14 protein-coding genes are annotated in these 16,892 nt (G+C 74.1%); 9 read left to right on the top strand and 5 right to left on the bottom strand.

Annotated features, from left to right (window positions below):
* Window positions 1-15: 15 nt before the first annotated feature.
* A complete protein-coding gene (locus ACRAS8_RS07740) occupies window positions 16-762 on the bottom strand; it encodes a hypothetical protein (protein ID WP_438485120.1) in 747 nt (248 codons plus the stop codon).
* Between the two features lie 243 nt (window positions 763-1,005).
* Between ACRAS8_RS07740 and ggt the strand changes: the two genes are divergently transcribed.
* Window positions 1,006-2,817 carry a gamma-glutamyltransferase gene (gene ggt, locus ACRAS8_RS07735; protein ID WP_438485118.1) on the top strand — a complete coding sequence of 604 codons (1,812 nt, stop codon included), beginning with the start codon at window positions 1,006-1,008 and terminating at the stop codon, window positions 2,815-2,817.
* A 190-nt stretch (window positions 2,818-3,007) separates the two neighbouring features.
* On the top strand, window positions 3,008-4,528 hold the full coding sequence (locus ACRAS8_RS07730) for an amidase (protein WP_438485116.1): 1,521 nt from the start codon (window positions 3,008-3,010) through the stop codon (window positions 4,526-4,528).
* Here the strand turns inward: ACRAS8_RS07730 and ACRAS8_RS07725 are convergent.
* The 3 genes from ACRAS8_RS07725 to ACRAS8_RS07715 form a co-directional block, all read right to left on the bottom strand.
* The gene (locus ACRAS8_RS07725; protein WP_438485114.1) at window positions 4,509-5,066 is read right to left on the bottom strand and encodes an isochorismatase family protein; all 558 of its coding nucleotides are present in this window, start codon (window positions 5,064-5,066) and stop codon (window positions 4,509-4,511) included. The genes ACRAS8_RS07730 and ACRAS8_RS07725 overlap by 20 nt on opposite strands.
* Window positions 5,067-5,151: 85 nt before the next feature.
* Window positions 5,152-6,639: an MFS transporter gene (locus ACRAS8_RS07720; protein ID WP_438485112.1), complete on the bottom strand. Its 1,488-nt coding sequence runs from the start codon at window positions 6,637-6,639 to the stop codon at window positions 5,152-5,154.
* A complete protein-coding gene (locus ACRAS8_RS07715; protein ID WP_438485110.1) occupies window positions 6,636-7,067 on the bottom strand; it encodes a MarR family winged helix-turn-helix transcriptional regulator in 432 nt (143 codons plus the stop codon). Before ACRAS8_RS07715 ends, ACRAS8_RS07720 begins: the two co-directional genes overlap by 4 nt.
* Window positions 7,068-7,359: 292 nt before the next feature.
* Between ACRAS8_RS07715 and ACRAS8_RS07710 the strand changes: the two genes are divergently transcribed.
* From ACRAS8_RS07710 to ACRAS8_RS07700, 3 genes are all read left to right on the top strand, one after another.
* Window positions 7,360-8,856, top strand: coding sequence for a hypothetical protein (locus tag ACRAS8_RS07710; RefSeq protein ID WP_438485108.1), 1,497 nt, complete (start codon window positions 7,360-7,362; stop codon window positions 8,854-8,856).
* A gap of 127 nt (window positions 8,857-8,983) precedes the next feature.
* Entirely contained in the window at window positions 8,984-9,826 is an 843-nt protein-coding gene (locus ACRAS8_RS07705; RefSeq protein WP_438485106.1) for a nitrilase-related carbon-nitrogen hydrolase, read from the top strand.
* Window positions 9,827-9,867: 41 nt separating this feature from the next.
* Window positions 9,868-11,136: an aspartate aminotransferase family protein gene (locus ACRAS8_RS07700; protein WP_438490376.1), complete on the top strand. Its 1,269-nt coding sequence runs from the start codon at window positions 9,868-9,870 to the stop codon at window positions 11,134-11,136.
* A 119-nt stretch (window positions 11,137-11,255) separates the two neighbouring features.
* Here ACRAS8_RS07700 and ACRAS8_RS07695 read toward each other — a convergent pair whose 3' ends face one another.
* Window positions 11,256-12,140: an ABC transporter substrate-binding protein gene (locus tag ACRAS8_RS07695; RefSeq protein WP_438485104.1), complete on the bottom strand. Its 885-nt coding sequence runs from the start codon at window positions 12,138-12,140 to the stop codon at window positions 11,256-11,258.
* Between the two features lie 332 nt (window positions 12,141-12,472).
* On the opposite strand from ACRAS8_RS07695, the gene hydA reads away from it, so the two are divergent.
* From hydA to ACRAS8_RS07675, 4 genes are all read left to right on the top strand, one after another.
* A complete protein-coding gene (hydA, locus tag ACRAS8_RS07690; protein ID WP_438485102.1) occupies window positions 12,473-13,864 on the top strand; it encodes a dihydropyrimidinase in 1,392 nt (463 codons plus the stop codon).
* Between the two features lie 11 nt (window positions 13,865-13,875).
* The gene (locus tag ACRAS8_RS07685) at window positions 13,876-14,892 is read left to right on the top strand and encodes a TIGR03842 family LLM class F420-dependent oxidoreductase (RefSeq protein WP_438485100.1); all 1,017 of its coding nucleotides are present in this window, start codon (window positions 13,876-13,878) and stop codon (window positions 14,890-14,892) included.
* A 110-nt stretch (window positions 14,893-15,002) separates the two neighbouring features.
* Window positions 15,003-15,650 (top strand): endonuclease, encoded by a 648-nt coding sequence (locus ACRAS8_RS07680; RefSeq protein WP_438485098.1) that lies wholly within the window; start codon window positions 15,003-15,005, stop codon window positions 15,648-15,650.
* A 159-nt stretch (window positions 15,651-15,809) separates the two neighbouring features.
* Window positions 15,810-16,736, top strand: a complete 927-nt coding sequence (locus tag ACRAS8_RS07675) for an RNA polymerase sigma-70 factor (RefSeq protein WP_438485096.1) — start codon at window positions 15,810-15,812, stop codon at window positions 16,734-16,736.
* Window positions 16,737-16,892: the final 156 nt, after the last annotated feature.

Below are 16,892 nucleotides of genomic sequence, written 5' to 3'. Positions count from 1 at the left end.
GTCGGTGAGGCCGCCTCAGGCACTCGCCCGGTGCTGCCCCTTGGTCTCCGCCGGCGCCAGCGCAGGCTTGCTGACATCGGCCACCAGCTCCACCACATCGGGGCCGTACGCCTGCGAGTTGACCACCTTCAGCAGCAGTGCGAACTGCCCGTCCGTGCCGTACCGGCGGGCCAGCCGGGCCCGGTTGCGGACCAGATGGCGGACTGCGGCCCGGTGGGTGACCGGCCGCTGACCGGCCGCCAGGAACACCGGCCGGCCGCCCTCCCCGGCCGTCACCCGGGCCAGCAGCACGTACTCCACCGCCCCCGGCTCCATCCGGTACGCCGTCCCGCCGATGGTGAACGTGCCCCGGCCGGCGCCGGTCGCGTCACCCGGGTGGACCGCGACACCCGGCAGCAGGCTCGCCAGATGGGCGGCGAGCCGGCGGTGCGCGGTCGGGTCGCCGACGCAGAACTCGGTGCGCGCCCCGAAGCCCTGGAGCCCGGTGTCGTGCGGGGCGACCTCCGGGTGGGCGCCGCAGTTCTCGATCACCGAGGCCAGCCCCAGCAGCGCCAACGCGTCGTGCCGCGGGATGCTCCACTGCGCCGAGGCGCTGTCCCGGTGGGTGACCAGGACGCACTCGGAACCGTCGGGCAGCCCGAAGAAGCCCTGTTCGCGGGTGAGCTTGCGGCGGCTGACCGCGGAGCGCCCGGCCCAGCCGGCGGCCAGCCCCACAAGAAGGGCCACCGCCGCGGTCAGGAGGAGCAGCAGGGTGTCATTCATGGCGGGCGAGCGTAGCCGCTGTCGGCCGGGTGTTCGGTGGCGGGCCGTCGGACCGTACCCCTTGCCCCGGTCCGTGCGGATAGGACGGCCACGGGCGGCTCGTCCCCGAACCGCCCGGACTCGCACACCGTCCTCGGAGGACGGCAGCCGGCCCCCGAAATACCCCCTGTCGGCGCGCTGTTGGCCCAGGTAGGCTCCGGCCCCTGCCGCCCCCTTTGCACCGCCCTAGGAGGAACTCCAGGTATGACCAACGCCCGACGTCTCACCGTCCTGGGAGTCACGGCCGCACTGGCCGGCTCCCTGATGGCGGTCCCGGCCGCCGCCCGCACCGCGGCGCCCCCGCCCGGCACCGCCGCCCCTGCCAAGACCCCGGTCGCCGTCGGCTACGGCGGGGCGGTCGCCAGCGTCGACGCGGACGCCTCCGCCGCCGGCATCGAGGTGCTCCGCAAGGGCGGCAACGCCGTCGACGCCGCGGTCGCCACCGCCGCCGCCCTCGGCGTCACCGAGCCCTACTCCGCCGGCGTCGGAGGCGGCGGCTACTTCGTCTACTACGACGCCAGATCGAAGACCATCCGCACCCTCGACGGCCGCGAGACCGCCCCCCGCACCGCCACCAAGGACCTCTTCCTGCAGAACGGCAAGCCGATACCGTTCGCCGACGCCGTCACCAGCGGCCTCAGCGTCGGCACCCCCGGCACCCCCGCCACCTGGGACAGCGCCCTGAAGAAGTGGGGCAGCCGCTCCCTGGCACAGGTCCTCAAACCCGCCGAGAAGCTCGCCGCCGACGGCTTCACCGTCGATCCGACCTTCCGCAAGCAGACCGCGGACAACGAGGCCCGCTTCCGCGACTTCCCGGCCAGCGCCGCCCTCTTCCTGCCGGGCGGCAAGCTCCCGGTCGTCGGCTCGACGCTGAAGAACCCCGATCTGGCCCGCACCTACCGCGAGTTGGGCCGGCAGGGCGTCGGCGCCCTCTACCACGGCGCGATCGGCCGGGACGTCGTCCGCGCCGTCCAGCGTCCGCCGGTCCGCCCCGGCAGCACCCGCAAGGTCCGCCCCGGCCGGCTGACCACCGCCGACCTCCGCGCCTACGGCACGATCGGTCACGCGCCGACCCACACCACCTACCGTGGCCTCGACGTCTACGGCATGGCCCCGTCCTCCTCCGGCGGCACCAGCGTCGCCGAGGCGCTCAACATCCTGGAGAAGACCGACCTTTCGCGGCTGACGGAGCAGCAGTACCTGCACCGCTATATCGAGGCCAGCCGGATCGCCTTCGCCGACCGCGGCCGCTGGGTCGGCGACCCGGCCCAGGTGAACGTCCCCGTCAAGGGCCTGACCTCCAAGCGGTTCGCCGCCTCCCGAGAGTGCCTGATCAACGACCACAAGGCCCTCACCAGCCCGCTCGCCCCCGGCGACCCGCGCCACCCGAAGCCCTGCGACACCACCGGCCGGGCCGCCCCCACCACCTACGAGGGCGAGAACACCACCCACCTCACCGTCGCCGACAAGTGGGGCAACATCGTCTCCTACACCCTTACCATCGAGCAGACCGGCGGCAGCGGCATCACCGTCCCCGGCCGCGGCTTCCTGCTCAACAACGAGCTGACCGACTTCTCCTTCGCGCCCGCCGACCCCGCCGTCCCGGACCCGAACCTCCCCGGTCCCGGCAAGCGGCCCCGCTCGTCCATCTCCCCGACCATCGTGCTGCGCCACGGACAGCCCGTGCTGGCGCTGGGCTCGCCCGGCGGCGCCACCATCATCACCACCGTGCTGCAGACCCTCCTCAACCACCTCGACCGCGGCATGCCGCTGGTGGACGCCATCGCCGCCCCACGCGCCAGCCAGCGCAACGCCGCCGCCACCGAGCTCGAACCGGCCCTGTGGAACAGCCCGCTCCGCAGGCAACTCGAAGCCCTCGGCCACACCTTCAAGCTCAACCCGGAGATCGGCGCCGCCACCGGCGTACAGCGGCTGTCGGACGGCCGCTGGCTCGCCGCGGCCGAGAAGGCCCGGCGCGGCGGCGGCTCCGCGATGGTCGTCCGCCCCGCGCGGTGACCATCCCGCGCCGTAACAGCCCCGCGCGGGCGCCCAGTCGGCAACACCGCCGACACCCGGACGGGCCGTGTGTGCCGTCCGTGTGTCGTCGATGTGTCGCGCCGCGCGGCGCCGTTGCCGCTCCCCGCGGTGCCGATTAGCCTCCTGGGACCGCTCGTTCGAATGAGCGGTCCCAGGGAGGGCACGCACCGTGAGCGTCGACGAGAACGAGGAACGCCGGACCGGGCCGTCCCCGGAACGCCCCCGCCGCCCGGGGCCCGCCGCCCCGTCCGGGCGCCTGGACGGACAGTGGGAGGGCCTCGCCGAACAGGCCCGGGCCCTGGCCGAAGGACAGGTCACCGCCGTCGCCCTGGCGCAGCGCTGCCTGGACCGCATCGCGGCCACCCAGGACACCGTCAACGCCTTCCGCCGGATCCGGACCGAGGCGGCGCTCGCCGAGGCCGCCGAGGCGGACCGCCGGCTCGCCGCCGGCGAGCGGCGGCCCCTGCTCGGCGTGCCGGTCGCGGTCAAGGACGACACCGACGTGGCGGGCGAACCCACCGCGTTCGGCTGCGCCGGGGAGTTCCCGCCCAAGCAGCACGACGCGGAGGTGGTCCGGCGGCTGCGCGCGGCCGGCGCGGTCATCGTCGGCAAGACCAACGCCTGCGAACTGGGCCAGTGGCCGTTCACCGAGGGCCCGGCCTTCGGCGCGACCCGCAACCCCTGGAACCTCGCGCACACCCCCGGCGGCTCCTCCGGCGGCTCGGCCGCCGCGGTCGCCGCCGGAATGGTCCCGGCCGCGCTCGGCACCGACGGCGCCGGCTCGGTCCGGATCCCCGCCGCCTGGTCCCACCTCGTCGGCATCAAACCCCAGCGCGGCCGGATCTCCACCTGGCCGGACCCGGAGGCGTTCCAGGGCATCACCGGCATCGGCCCGCTGGCCCGCACCGTCGAGGACGCCGCCCTCCTGCTGGACGCCGCCAGCGGCAACCACGCCGGGGACCTGCACCGGCCCCCGGCCGTCGCGGCCCGGGAGGCGGCCGGCCGCGACCCCGGACGGCTGCGCATTGCCCTCTCCTGGAAGCCCGCCGCCACCTTCACCCGCAAGCCGCTGCACCCCGACGTCCGGGACGCGGTGACCGCGGTGGCCCGCACCCTGGCCGGCCTCGGCCACTTCGTCGAGGAGGCCGAACCGGACTACGGGCTGGTCGGGCTGGCCTTCGTGCCGCGCGCCACGGCCGGCGTCGGCGAATGGGCCGCCCGGGTCCCCGACCCGCGGCTGCTGGACCGCCGCACCCAGGAGGCGGCACGGCTCGGCCGGCTCCTCGGCGGGTCGCCGCTACGCCGCGCCAGAGCCGTGGAGCGACGGCAACAGCGCCGCATCGGCATGCTCTTCGGCCGCTACGACGTCCTGCTGACGCCGACCACCGCGACCCCGCCGCCGCGCATCGGCACCTTCGCCCGGCTCAGCGGCTGGCAGACCGACAAGGCCATGATCGCGGCCTGCCCGTACGCCTGGCCGTGGAACGTGCTGGGCTGGCCGGGGATCAGCGTCCCGGCCGGCTTCAGCACGGACGGGCTGCCGCTGGGCGCCCAGCTGCTCGGCCCGGCGCACGCCGAACCGCGGCTGATCTCGCTGGCCGCCCAGCTCCAGGACGCCCTGCGGTGGCACGAGCGGCGCCCCGACGGGCACCCCGCACCGGCCACCGACGTCAGCCCAGAAGGCCGATGAGCGCCTCCGTGGTCTCGGTCTCGCCCAGCCGGGGGAAGATCCGCTGCACGCTGTTGCGGTGCGCGTCCGCGTCGACGTCGGTCACCGCGTCGATGGCGACGGTGACGTGGTAGCCGTGCTCGTGCGCGGCCCGGGCGCTGGACTCCACCCCGACGCTGGTGGCGATCCCGCCGAACACGAGCTGGGTGACCCCGCGCCGGCGCAGCTCCGCGTCCAGCCCGGTGCCGTGGAAGGCGCCCCACCGCTCCTTGGTGACGAGGATGTCGCCCGGCTGCCGGTCGAGTTCGGGCACCAGCTCGGCCCAGTCGGCCGGCGGGGTGCCGGTGCCGCCGGCCCGCCCGGCCTCGGTGCGGCCCGGCGCGGCGCCGGTGACGTTCACCAGCACCACCGGCAGCCCGCGGGCGCGGAACGCCGCCGCCAGCCGGGCCCCGCGGGCCACGATTTCGTCGGCGGGGTGGACGGTGGGCAGCGCGGTGATGCCCTTCTGAAGGTCGATCAGTACGAGTGCGGAGGTCGGGTCGAGGACAGTGGCGGTCACGATAACTCCTTCTTGTGGGGCGGTAGTTGAGCAAGCGGCGGCAGCTGTGCCACCGTCGGGGAACGGAACAGCCGTCGAGGGATGCTCAGCCGAGGATCCGGTCGCCGGTGGTGCGCAGGCTCCGGTCGGCGAGGGTGAGGACGAGCAGCAGCACGCCGAGTACGGCGCCGGTCAGTGCGATGGCGTGCAGCCCCGCGTCCGTGGCGCGCGGCTCGTATACCAGCCCGATCAGACTGGCCGAGGTGATCGCGCCGAGGTACTGGGCGGTGCGCTGGAGCCCGGCGGCCGCGCCCACGCCGTCGGCCGGCGCCTGGGCGTAGACGGCGGCCTGGTTGCCGGTGGCGGCCAGCCCCTGGGGGATGCCGAACAGCGCCGCGGCGACCAGCAGTACCGGCAGCGCACTGGTGCCGCGCAGCAGCAGGAAGACCGCGCTGCCCGCGATCAGACAGACCGCGGCGACCGCCAGCGGCGCGCGGACGCCCTTCGTCCGGGCCCCGGCCAGCGAGCAGACCGCGGCCGCGCCGGACATCGGCAGCATCACCAGCCCGGCCTGGAAGGACGAGAAGCCGTGCGCCTGCTCCAGCCACTGGCTGAAGCCGTACAGGACGCAGTAGATGAGCAGATAGGCCAGCCCGTGACGCAGATAGGTCAGCACCAGCGCGCGGTTGCGGGCAAGCATCCGCAGGTCGAGGAAGGGCTCCGGGTGGCGCAGCTGCCACCACACCAGGACGGCAGCCAGCACCGCGGTCGGCGCGAGCAGCGGCCAGCGCGGCGCGTCCAGCCGCAGCAGGAAGAACATGGCGCAGGTCAGCGCGGAGGCGAAGAGCGCGATGCCGAACGGGTCGAGGGAGCCCCGGGCCGGGCCGCCGGCCCCGTCGGACGCGGCCGCCGCCCGGGTGTCGCGGTCGGCCGGGAGCCACGCCAGGGCGCCGGCCAGCGCCAGCAGCGCGAGCGGGACGTTGACCGCGAAGACCGCGCGCCAGCCCGCCGTCACGGCGAGCAGCCCGCCGAGGGACGGGCCGACCGCCGCACTGGCCAGCGCGGCCAGCGAGATCCGGCCGAGCACCTTCCGGGGCGTGGGCCGGCCCACCCGCCGCGACTCGGCGCGCAGCATCGCCATCGCCGCCGGATAGGCGGCCGCGGTGCCGGCGCCGAGCACGACTCGGGAGACCACCAGCAGCGCGAAGGTCGGCGCCAGCGCCCCGAGGATGCCCGCCGCGCAGACCGCGAGGGCGCCGCCGACGAAGACCCGCCGCGGCCCGATCCGGTCGGCGACCCGGCCCAGCGACGGCTGCCCCACCGCACTGGCGAGATACATCGCCGAGACCAGCCAGGCGGTGTCGGCGGCGCCGACCCGGAAGTCCCGGCCGATGGCCACCAGCGCGGTGGCGATCATCGTCGAGTTGATGGGGTTGAGGAGCGACCCCAGAAGTAACGGGGTCATCAGACGGGCACCGAAACCTGGCTCGCCCGGCGGGTGTTGGGCGCGCTCGCCGGAGGCGGGTTCACCGGACCCGCCGGCCCGTCCGGCGATGTGGCCGGGGGTCCGGTCCGGGGCGCCGGGGGCGCTCATTCCTCGGTCAGCCGTCGTATCAGCGCGGTCGCCTCGGCCAGCGTCCGCTGTTCGTCGCCGGTCAGCCGGTCGGCGATGGCCACCGCGAGCCAGTCGTGCTTGGCGGCGCGGACGTCCCGGAGCACCCGGCGGCCCTCGTCGGTGAGCGAGAAGACCACCTGGCGGCCGTCGGTGGGGTGCGGGCTGCGGTCGATTATCCGCTGCTCCTCCAGCGCGCCGACGGTCACCCGCATCGACTGCGGGCGCACCAGTTCGGCGCGGGCCAGGGAGGCGATGGTGGACGGCCCGTCGGCGTCGATCCGGGCGAGCACCGCGCGCTGGGTGGGGGTCAGTTCGTCCTGCGGCGACGCGGCGCGCAGCCGGCGCATCAGCAGGGACACGGTCGCGCCGAGGTCGGTGGCGAGCCGTTCCTGGTTCTTGTCGGGCATGCTCAGACCCTAGAAGAACGACAGGGAAACTTGCAAGCAAAACTTGCAAGTTTCCCTGTCGGATGTCGCCCACGTCACCCGCTGCGCAGCCGGACCCCTGCCGGCCGGGGCACCCTCGGAGGAAGCCGGAGACTCGCAAGGCCGGGGCCGGCATGGGACACGCCACCCGTACGTGCGCGAGCAGCTGAGGCTTCGGAAAAGCTCCCGTAGCACGCACGTCACCCTTCCCGAAACATGCCGGGTGTCCAATGCGGGCAGGCAGGAGAAGTCGGTCCGTAGGGGAAGGCACGGTATGACGGACACGCAACTCCTCTCGCCCGCTGAGGAGTTCGCCCGGTATCTGACCGGTCTCGGGCGGTCGCTCGACCCGGCGGCCGGGTGGTACGGGGTCTTCGCGCGGCGGGACCCGGAGGACCTGCGAGCCTGCCTGGAGGGGCGGGAGGTGCCGCCCTGGGACGTGGTGGAGTCGCTGCTGCGCGATCTCGCGGCGCGCCATGGCGAGCGGGCGGTACGCACCGCGGAGCCGCGCGCCAGACTGCTGCACGCCCGTGCGGTCGCCGACCACGACGCCCGGCCCGGCAGCCGGCCTGCCCTCCGGGAGCGGCTGGAGCTGATGCTCCGCGAGCAACAGCGGGCCGCCGGGCGCGTCCGCGAACTGGAGGCCGTCGCCCGGACTGCCGCCGGCCCGCCCGAGGGGACGCAGCTCTCCCGGGAACTGGCCTGGGCCCGGGACGACCTGGCCCGCGCGCAGGCCCGGGTGCGGGAACTGCGGGCCCGCCTGGCGGCGCTGCCGGACCGGCCGGGCCCGGCGTCCGCCGCCGCGGCGGCAGTCCCGGGACCACCCGCGGGAACCCTTCCGGGAGCGCCCGCCGAAGCCTCCCCCGGACCACCCGTCGAAGCCCTACCAGGACCACCGGCCGAAGCCGTCCCGGACTTACCCGCCGAGGCCGCCCCCGAGCCACCCGCCGAAGCCGTCCCGGACTTACCCGTCGACGCCGGCCCCGAGCCGCCCGCCGCGGCCGTCCGCCCCCGGGCCGGGGCGCGGACGACCCGCCCACGGGGTGCGCGGTTCGCCGGGCTGGAGCTGTCGGACGGGCCGTCGTACGCCGACCCGGTGACCGTCGAGCCACCCACGGCGCAGCCCGCCGCCGCGTCCCGGCCGGCCCCGCGCGGCGCCCGCTTCGCCGGGGCGTACGCCACGCCGGACGCGGAGAGTGCCGCACCCGACGACGCCCCGCCCGCCGACCCCGGACCCGAGGCCCGTCGCGTCGCCACCGCCACCGCGCACCGCCTCGCCCGGCTCCGCGCGACCGGCGCGACCGGCCCCGCACACGCCGAACTCTGCGCCGCCGCGACCCGCCCGGCCCCCGAACTCCCCCTCCTTCTCGCCGCGTTGGAGGATGTCGGCCTCGCCTCCGACGTCCCGGTCCTGCTCTGGGAGGCGGCCGGTCTGCCGCCCGCCGGGCTCGCCGCCGCCGCCGACGCACTGGTCGCCGCCGGCCGCCCCGCCGACGGTACGACGCTGCTCCGGCAGAGCGTGGCCCGCCCCGTGGCCGAGGTCGCGGCGACCGCGCTGGCCCTGCTCGGCCTGGGTCGCCCGGGCCAGGCCGAGGAGCTGCTGGCCGGGGTGGCCCGGTCCCGCACCCCCGACGAGGCGGCCGCGCTGGCCGCGGCGGACCCCGGCGCCCTCGGGCCGCTGCTGCTGGCCGCCGCCCGCGCCGTCTCCCGGGACCGCCACCGCGACCTCGCGCACTCCCTGCGCGCCGCCGGCCTGCCCACCGCGCCCTGACCGGCTCCACCCCGCCGCGCCGCTCCGCGAGATGGTCTTGCCACGGTCCGTGACGCGGCTTACGGTCGCCTCGACACGCGTAGACATCCACGCGCGGCAGGCCGACGCAGCGACAAAGGAGCAGCCCATGGCCGATGTTGTGCGTGCCGCACTGGTCCAGGCGACCTGGACCGGCGACACCGAATCGATGATCGCGAAGCATGAGGAGCACGCCCGGGCGGCGGCCGCGCAGGGCGCGCGGGTGATCGGTTTCCAGGAGGTCTTCAACGCCCCGTACTTCTGCCAGGTCCAGGAGCCGGAGCACTACCGCTGGGCCGAGCCGGTGCCGGACGGCCCGACCGTGCGCCGGATGCAGGACCTCGCCCGGGAGACCGGGATGGTGATCGTCGTCCCGGTCTTCGAGGTCGAGCAGTCCGGCTTCTACTACAACACCGCGGCCGTCATCGACGCCGACGGCACCGTCCTCGGCAAGTACCGCAAGCACCACATCCCGCAGGTCAAGGGCTTCTGGGAGAAGTACTACTTCCGTCCGGGCAACGCCGGCTGGCCGGTCTTCGACACCGCCGTCGGCCGGATCGGCGTCTACATCTGCTACGACCGCCACTTCCCCGAGGGCTGGCGCCAACTGGGTCTCAACGGCGCCCAGCTCGTCTACAACCCCTCCGCCACCTCACGCGGCCTGTCCGGCTACCTGTGGAAGCTGGAGCAGCCCGCCGCGGCCGTCGCCAACGAGTACTTCGTCGCCGCCATCAACCGCGTCGGCGTGGAGGAGTACGGCGACAACGAGTTCTACGGCTCCAGCTACTTCGTCGACCCGCGCGGACAGTTCGTCGGCGAGCCCGCCAGTGACACCAAGGAGGAACTGCTCGTCCGCGACCTGGACTTCGGCCTGATCGACGAGGTTCGGCAGCAGTGGGCGTTCTACCGCGACCGCCGCCCCGACGCGTACGAGGGGCTGGTCCAGCCGTGACGGCCGGCCCCGGAAGCCTGCACGCCCGCCACCGGGCCGTGATGCCGTCCTGGCTGAGCCTCTACTACGAGCACCCGCTGGAGCTCACCCACGGCGAGGGCAGGCACGTCTGGGACGCCGAGGGCAACGGCTACCTCGACTTCTTCGGCGGCATCCTCACCACCATGACCGCGCACGCCCTGCCCGAGGTGACCAAGGCCGTCGCCGAGCAGGCCGGCCGGATCCTGCACACCTCCACGCTCTATCTCTCCCGCCCCATGGTCGAGTTGGCGGAGCGGATCGCCGCGCTCTCCGGCATCCCCGACGCCCGGGTCTTCTTCACCACCTCCGGCACCGAGGCCAACGACGCCGCGCTGCTGCTGGCCACCACCCATCGCCGCTCCAACCAGGTCCTGGCGATGCGCAACAGCTACCACGGCCGATCCTTCTCCACCATCGGCATCACCGGCAACCAGAGCTGGTCGCCCACCAGCCTCTCGCCGCTGCAGACCCTCTACGTCCACGGCGGGGTGCGCTCCCGCGGCCCGTACGCGCACCTCGGCGACGCGGAGTACATCGCGGCGTGCGTCGCGGACCTGGAGGACATGCTCCAGCAGACCGCGGGCGGCGTCGCCGCGCTGATCGCCGAACCGGTGCAGGGCGTCGGCGGGTTCACCGCCCCGCCGGACGGGCTGTACGCGGCGTTCCGCGAGGTGCTGGCCCGTGAGGGCATCCTGTGGATCAGCGACGAGGTGCAGACCGGCTGGGGACGCACCGGCGACCACTTCTGGGGCTGGCAGGCGCACGCCGGGAACGGCCCGCCCGACGTGCTCACCTTCGCCAAGGGCATCGGCAACGGCATGTCCCTCGGCGGGGTGGTGGCCCGCGCCGAGATCATGGACTGCCTGCCGGCCAACTCCATCTCGACCTTCGGCGGCAGCCCGATCACCATGGCCGCGGGCCTGGCCAACCTCGGCTACCTCCTCGAACACGACCTCCAGGGCAACGCCCGGCGGGTCGGCGGCCTGCTCATCGAGCGGCTGCGGGCCGTGGCGGCGGGCCTGGACGTGGTGCGGGAGGTCCGCGGGCGGGGCCTGATGATCGGGATCGAGCTGGTCCGGCCGGGCACCGACGAGCCCTCGCCGGAGGCCGCCACGCTGGTGCTGGAGGCGGCCCGGGAGCGCGGCCTGCTGATCGGCAAGGGCGGCCAGGGCGGCGCCGCGCTCCGCATCGCCCCGCCACTGACGCTCACCGTCGCCGAGGCCGAGCAGGGAGCGGAACTGCTCGCCGACGCCCTGCGGTGGACGCAGCATCAGCTCGCGGGAGTTTGACGGGAGGGCCTGGGGTCGCCGGGCGCGGGCCCCGACCGTCGCGTGGCGCGGCTCGGTGCCACCGGGCAGGTGGGGGCGGGCGGGTGCCCGCCGCCCGGCGCACCGCGGGCCTCCCGGCGCTATCTCCGGGCGGCGGCCGCGCGCACCGCGTCGGCCACCGCGGTGAAGAAGCGGGTGTGCGCGCGCCGGCTGACCGGGGCCTCCGGGTTCCACGGCAGCAGCCGCACGCGGGCCTCGATCGCCCGCCAGTTCTCGTCCGTCCGCAGCGCCTCGACCCGGGCGGCGTTGGCCCGTACGTCGATCAGGACGACGTCCGGGGCGAGCGCGGCGGCCTCCGCCCAGCCGACCGTCGACCAGTTGCTGCCGGCGCCGGCCACCGGCTCGGGCAGCTCGACGCCGTGCTCGGCCAGCGCCCGCAGGTCCGGCCAGGTGCCCGGCCGGGCCAGGTGCACCTTGTCCGGCCCGGAGGGCGAGAGTGCCACCACCCGCGGGCGCGCCGGGCCGGCGGCCGCCTGCCGCAGCGCGTCCTCGGCGGCGTCCAACTCCCGTGCCATGGTGAGCGGTTCGCCGTGTCCCAGGGAGCCGGCCAGCGCCGCGAAGCGCTCGCGGACCTCGGCCAGGCTGCGGCCCGGGCCCACCGCGACGGTGGCCACCGGGACCTGTTCCTCCACTTCCCGTGCGGTCCTCGCCTCCAGGCCGTAGACCTGTTCGCCGTCGTAGGTCACCGCCACCACGAGGTCCGGGCGGGCCTTCAGCAGGGTGTCCGGGTGCAGTGCGGTGCCCGAGCCGAGGTAGCCGATCTCGGCCGGCGGCAGGTCGCCGGCCTTGGCCGGGTCGGCCGCCACCCCGTCGTGCTGGGAGCCGAACACGCCCACCGGACGGATGCCGTGGTCCCACAGCGTGGCTCCCGCCTGTATGTACGCCACGATCCGTTCCGGCCGTGCTCCGGCCACCACCAGGCGCCCGCGGTCGTCGGAGAACTCCCACGGTGTGTTCTGCTCCATGACGCATCGCCTTTCTGACATCATCTGTGCGCTTTTCGACGTCCTTGGTGCTGATTGTGAAGGTGTGGTTCCTCAATGACTTTCGAAGTTGTGGGTTCCGGAGTCTGTTACCTGCCCATCCGGCCGCCCCCGCACCCCTCCCGGGACCGGCCCCCGACCCCTCGCGCGCCCCGTTCAACCACCCGGCTGACCGCCGTCCCGACATCCGGCCGGCGGCTGATCCTTCGTCACGGTATTGCCACCTTGGGTGACATGCTTCTACGGTGTCTCCTTCCCGTCCGGAATCTACGGGTGTAGACCAGCTTTGACGTGCCGTCAGGTAGGGAGCCGAGATGAGCCGTACGGTCGTCCGGGGCGGACTGGTGATCACCGCCGCCGAGGAAATGCACGCGGACGTCCTGATCGAGGACAGTCGTATCGTGGCCGTCGCCTCCTCCGGCACACAGGAATGGAGCGCCGACCGTGTCATCGACGCGTCCGGCAAGTACGTCATCCCGGGCGGCGTCGACGTCCACACGCACATCGAGATGCCGTTCGGCGGGACGATCTCGTCCGACACCTTCGAGTCCGCGACCCGGGCGGCGGCCTGGGGCGGCACCACCAGCATCATCGACTTCGCCATCCAGTCCGTCGGCCAGTCGCTGCGCGAGGGGCTGGACCTCTGGCATGCCAAGGCCGACGCCCAGTGCGCCATCGACTACGGCTTCCACATGATCCTCTCCGACGTCAACGCCTCGACGCTGCGGGAGATGGACGGGCTGGTGAGCGAGGGCGTGACCTCGTTCAAGCTCTTCACCGCCTACCCGGGCGTCTTCTACAGCGACGACGGGCAGATCCTGCGGGCGATGCAACGCGCCGCCGACAACGGCGGGTTGATCATGATGCACGCCGAGAACGGCATCGCCATCGACGTACTGGTCCGGCAGGCCCTGGAGCGGGGCGAGAGGGCACCCCGCTATCACGGCGAGGTACGCAGGGCGCTGCTGGAGGCCGAGGCGACACACCGCACGATCCAGCTCGCGCGGGTGGCCGGCGCCCCGCTGTACGTGGTCCACGTCGCGGCGCAGGAGGCCGTCGCGGAGCTGACGGCCGCCCGCGACATGGGACTTCCCATCTTCGGGGAGACCTGCCCGCAGTACCTCTACCTCTCCACGGACAACCTCGCCGAGCCCGGCTTCGAAGGCGCCAAGTACGTGTGCAGCACCCCGCTGCGGCCCCAGGAGCACCAGGCGGCACTGTGGCGCGCCCTGCGCACCGACGACCTCCAGGTGGTCTCCACCGACCACTGCCCGTTCTGCTTCGCCGGCCAGAAGGAGTTGGGCCGCGACGACTTCTCCAAGATCCCCAACGGACTGCCCGGCGTGGAGAACCGCATGGACCTGCTCCACCAGGCGGTCGTCGACGGGCACCTCACCCGCCGCCGCTGGATCGAGATCGCCTGCGCCACCCCGGCCCGCATGTTCGGCCTGTACGGCAAGAAGGGCACCATCGCCCCCGGCGCCGACGCGGACGTGGTGGTCTACGACCCGACCGCCGAGCAGGTCCTCTCGGCGGCCACCCACCACATGAACGTCGACTACTCCGCATACGAGGGCAAGCGCGTCACCGGCCGGGTGGAGACCGTCCTGTCGCGCGGCCAACTCGTCATCGACCAGCGCAAGTTCACCGGACGCGCCGGCCATGGCCAGTACATGCCGCGCGCCACCTGCCAGTACCTGCACTAGGAGGCCCCACCGTGGATTTCGGAATCGTCCTGCAGACGGACCCGCCCGCGTCGACGGTCGTCGAGCTGATGCGGCGCGCGGAGAGCAAGGGCTTTCGCTACGGCTGGACCTTCGACTCGTCGGTGCTCTGGCAGGAGCCCTTCGTCATCTACAGCCAGATCCTGGAACACACCACCGACCTGATCGTGGGCCCCATGGTGACGAACCCGGGCACCCGCACCTGGGAGGTGACCGCCTCGACCTTCGCGACGCTCAACGACATGTTCGGCAACCGCACGGTGTGCGGCATCGGCCGCGGCGACTCGGCGATGCGGGTGGCCGGCCGGAAGCCCAACACGCTGGCCACGCTGGGGGAGGCGAGCCGCGTCATCCGCGAGCTGGCGGAGGGCCGGGAGGCCGAGGTGGACGGGCGCACCCTGCGGATCCCCTGGGTGCGGGACGGCCGCCTGCCGGTGTGGATGGCGGCGTACGGCCCCAAGGCGCTCGCCCTGGCCGGCCGGCAGGCCGACGGCTTCATCCTCCAGCTCGCCGACCCGTATCTGACGGAGTGGATGGTCAAGGCGGTCCGGGACGCCGCGACCGCTGCCGGCCGCGACCCGTCGTCGCTGACGATCTGCGTGGCCGCACCCGCCTACCTCACCGACGACGCCTCGCCCGCCGCGCTGGCCCACGCCCGTGAGCAGTGCCGCTGGTTCGGCGGCATGGTCGGCAACCACGTCGCGGACCTCGTCGCCCGCTACGGCGAGCACTCCGCCGCCGTCCCCGAGGCCCTCACCGCCTACATCAAGGAACGCGACGGATACGACTACGCCCACCACGGCCGCGCCGGGAACCCGGACACCGCCTTCGTCCCCGACGAGATCGTCGACCGGTTCTGCGTCCTCGGCACCGCGGAGCAGCACATCGACAAGCTGCGCCGGCTGAAGGCCCTGGGCGTCGACCAGTTCGCGCTCTACGCCATGCACGACGCCCGCGAGCAGGTCATCGACGGCTACGGGGCGAGCGTCGTCCCCGCCCTGCGGGACTGAACCGGGCCGGGCGGCGCCCTGCGCGGGAGCGGGGCGCCCGTCCGGCGCCCGCCCGACGCGAGGTGCACCATGAAGACAGTGGTGCACCATGAAGACGGAGGTGGTGCACCATGAAGCCCACCGAGATCGTCTCCGAGCTGCTGTCCGACCACGGCCGGACCTTCGCCGAGGAAGCCGGCATCACGCTCCGCGACAAGCCCGCACCGCTGTACCAGCTGCTGGTCCTCACGGTGCTGTGCTCGATCCGGATCAAGGCCGAGATCGCCACCGACGCCGCCCGCGAGCTGTTCGCCGCGGGCTGGCGCACCCCACGGGCGATGGCCGACTCCACCTGGCAGGACCGGGTCGACGCCCTGGGCCGGGCCCACTACGTCCGCTACGACGAGAGCACCGCGACCGCCCTGGCCAAAGGGGCGGACCTGGTGCTCGACCGCTGGCACGGCGACCTCCGGCGGATGTGGGAGGAGGCCGGCGGCGACCGGGCGAAGCTCCAGCAACTGCTCAGGGAGGTCCCCCGGATCGGGCCGGTCGGCGCGGACATCTTCTGCCGCGAGGCCCAGGCGGTCTGGCCGCCGCTGCGCCCCTTCTTCGACGAGCGGACCTGCGGGACCGCGAAGGAACTGGGCCTGCCGCACACCCCGCGCGGCCTCGGCGACCTGGTGCGGCCCGAGGACCACGCCCGGCTGGCCGCGGCCCTGACCCGCGTCGGGCTGTCCAAGCAGGCCAAGCAGGCGGTCAGGGAGCTGCAGTCCGCGTAGCTCGTAGCGCGTAGCGAGCCCCGGGCTGAGACCCGGGGCGGTCCGCTGCGCCCCGCGCCCTGGCGCTACTGTGACCTGCCGACGACCCGGACGATCACCGGGCCGTGGCCGCGTCGGCACCCGCCGCCGGGCGGCCGGGCCTCAGGGGGAGGGTGCGCCATGAGCAAGGTCGAGGAATTCGAGGAGCTGCGGCCGCTGCTGTTCTCGATCGCCTACCGGATTCTGGGCAGTGTGGGCGAGGCCGAGGACGCGGTACAGGAGACCTGGCTGCGCTTCGACGCCTCGCCGACCCGGCCCGACTCGACCAGGGCCTTCCTGTCGACCGCGGTGACCCGGATCTCGATCGACGTGCTGCGCTCCGCCCGGGTGCGGCGCGAGGAGTACGTGGGCCCGTGGTTCCCCGAGCCGCTGCTGAGCGATCCCTACCAGGACCCGGTGCGCTCGGCGGAGCTGACCGACTCGGTGTCCATGGCGGCGCTGTTGCTGCTGGAACGGCTCAGTCCGCTGGAGCGGGCGGTGTTCGTGCTGCGGGACGTCTTCGGCTTCCGCTTCGACGAGGTCGCCGCGGCGGTGGGGCGTTCGGAGGCGGCGTGCCGCCAGCTGCTGGTGCGCGCCCGGCGCCATATGGCGGACGGACGGCCGCGGTTCGCGGCGGACCGGCAGCAACGCCAGGAGCTGGCGACCCGGTTCGTCGACGCGCTGCGCGAGGGCGACCTCGACGGCCTCCGGGAACTGCTCGCCGCCGAGGTGTCGATGGCCGGCGACGGCGGCGGCCGGGCCCCACAGTTGGCCCGGGCCGTCGTCGGCGCCGAGAACGTGGCCCGGCTGCTGGCCGCCGTCTTCCCCTGGCTGGCCCGGATCGAGGTGACCTCCGAGCCGCGGGAGATCAACGGCCAGCCGGGCGCCCTCTTCCGCGACCGGGACGGCAGGGTGCTCCAGGCCCTGACCCTCGATGTGCTCGACGGCCGCATCCAGGACATCCGCATCGTGCTCAACCCCGACAAGCTCGACCACCTCGGGCCGGTCGCCGACGCCTGGGCCCTCGACCGTGAGCTCAAGCAGGCGCGCCGGCAGCGGCCCCTATGATGGGCCCATGCAGCTGTCGTCGTGCCTGAGCTGGTGGCGCTCCTCGTAGGAGCGGCCGCCTCTCACGCATGACCAAGGGCCGTTCGGACGGACGGCCCTTTTCGTGTCCCTGGAAAAACAGGGGTGGTGCCGTCCCGACGGGCACCACCGACCACC

Source organism: Streptomyces sp. S186 (assembly GCF_051603415.1).
Classification (GTDB): domain Bacteria; phylum Actinomycetota; class Actinomycetes; order Streptomycetales; family Streptomycetaceae; genus Streptomyces.
The sequence above is the reverse complement of the archived record's forward strand: the minus strand, read 5'-3'. Positions and strand labels throughout refer to the sequence as shown.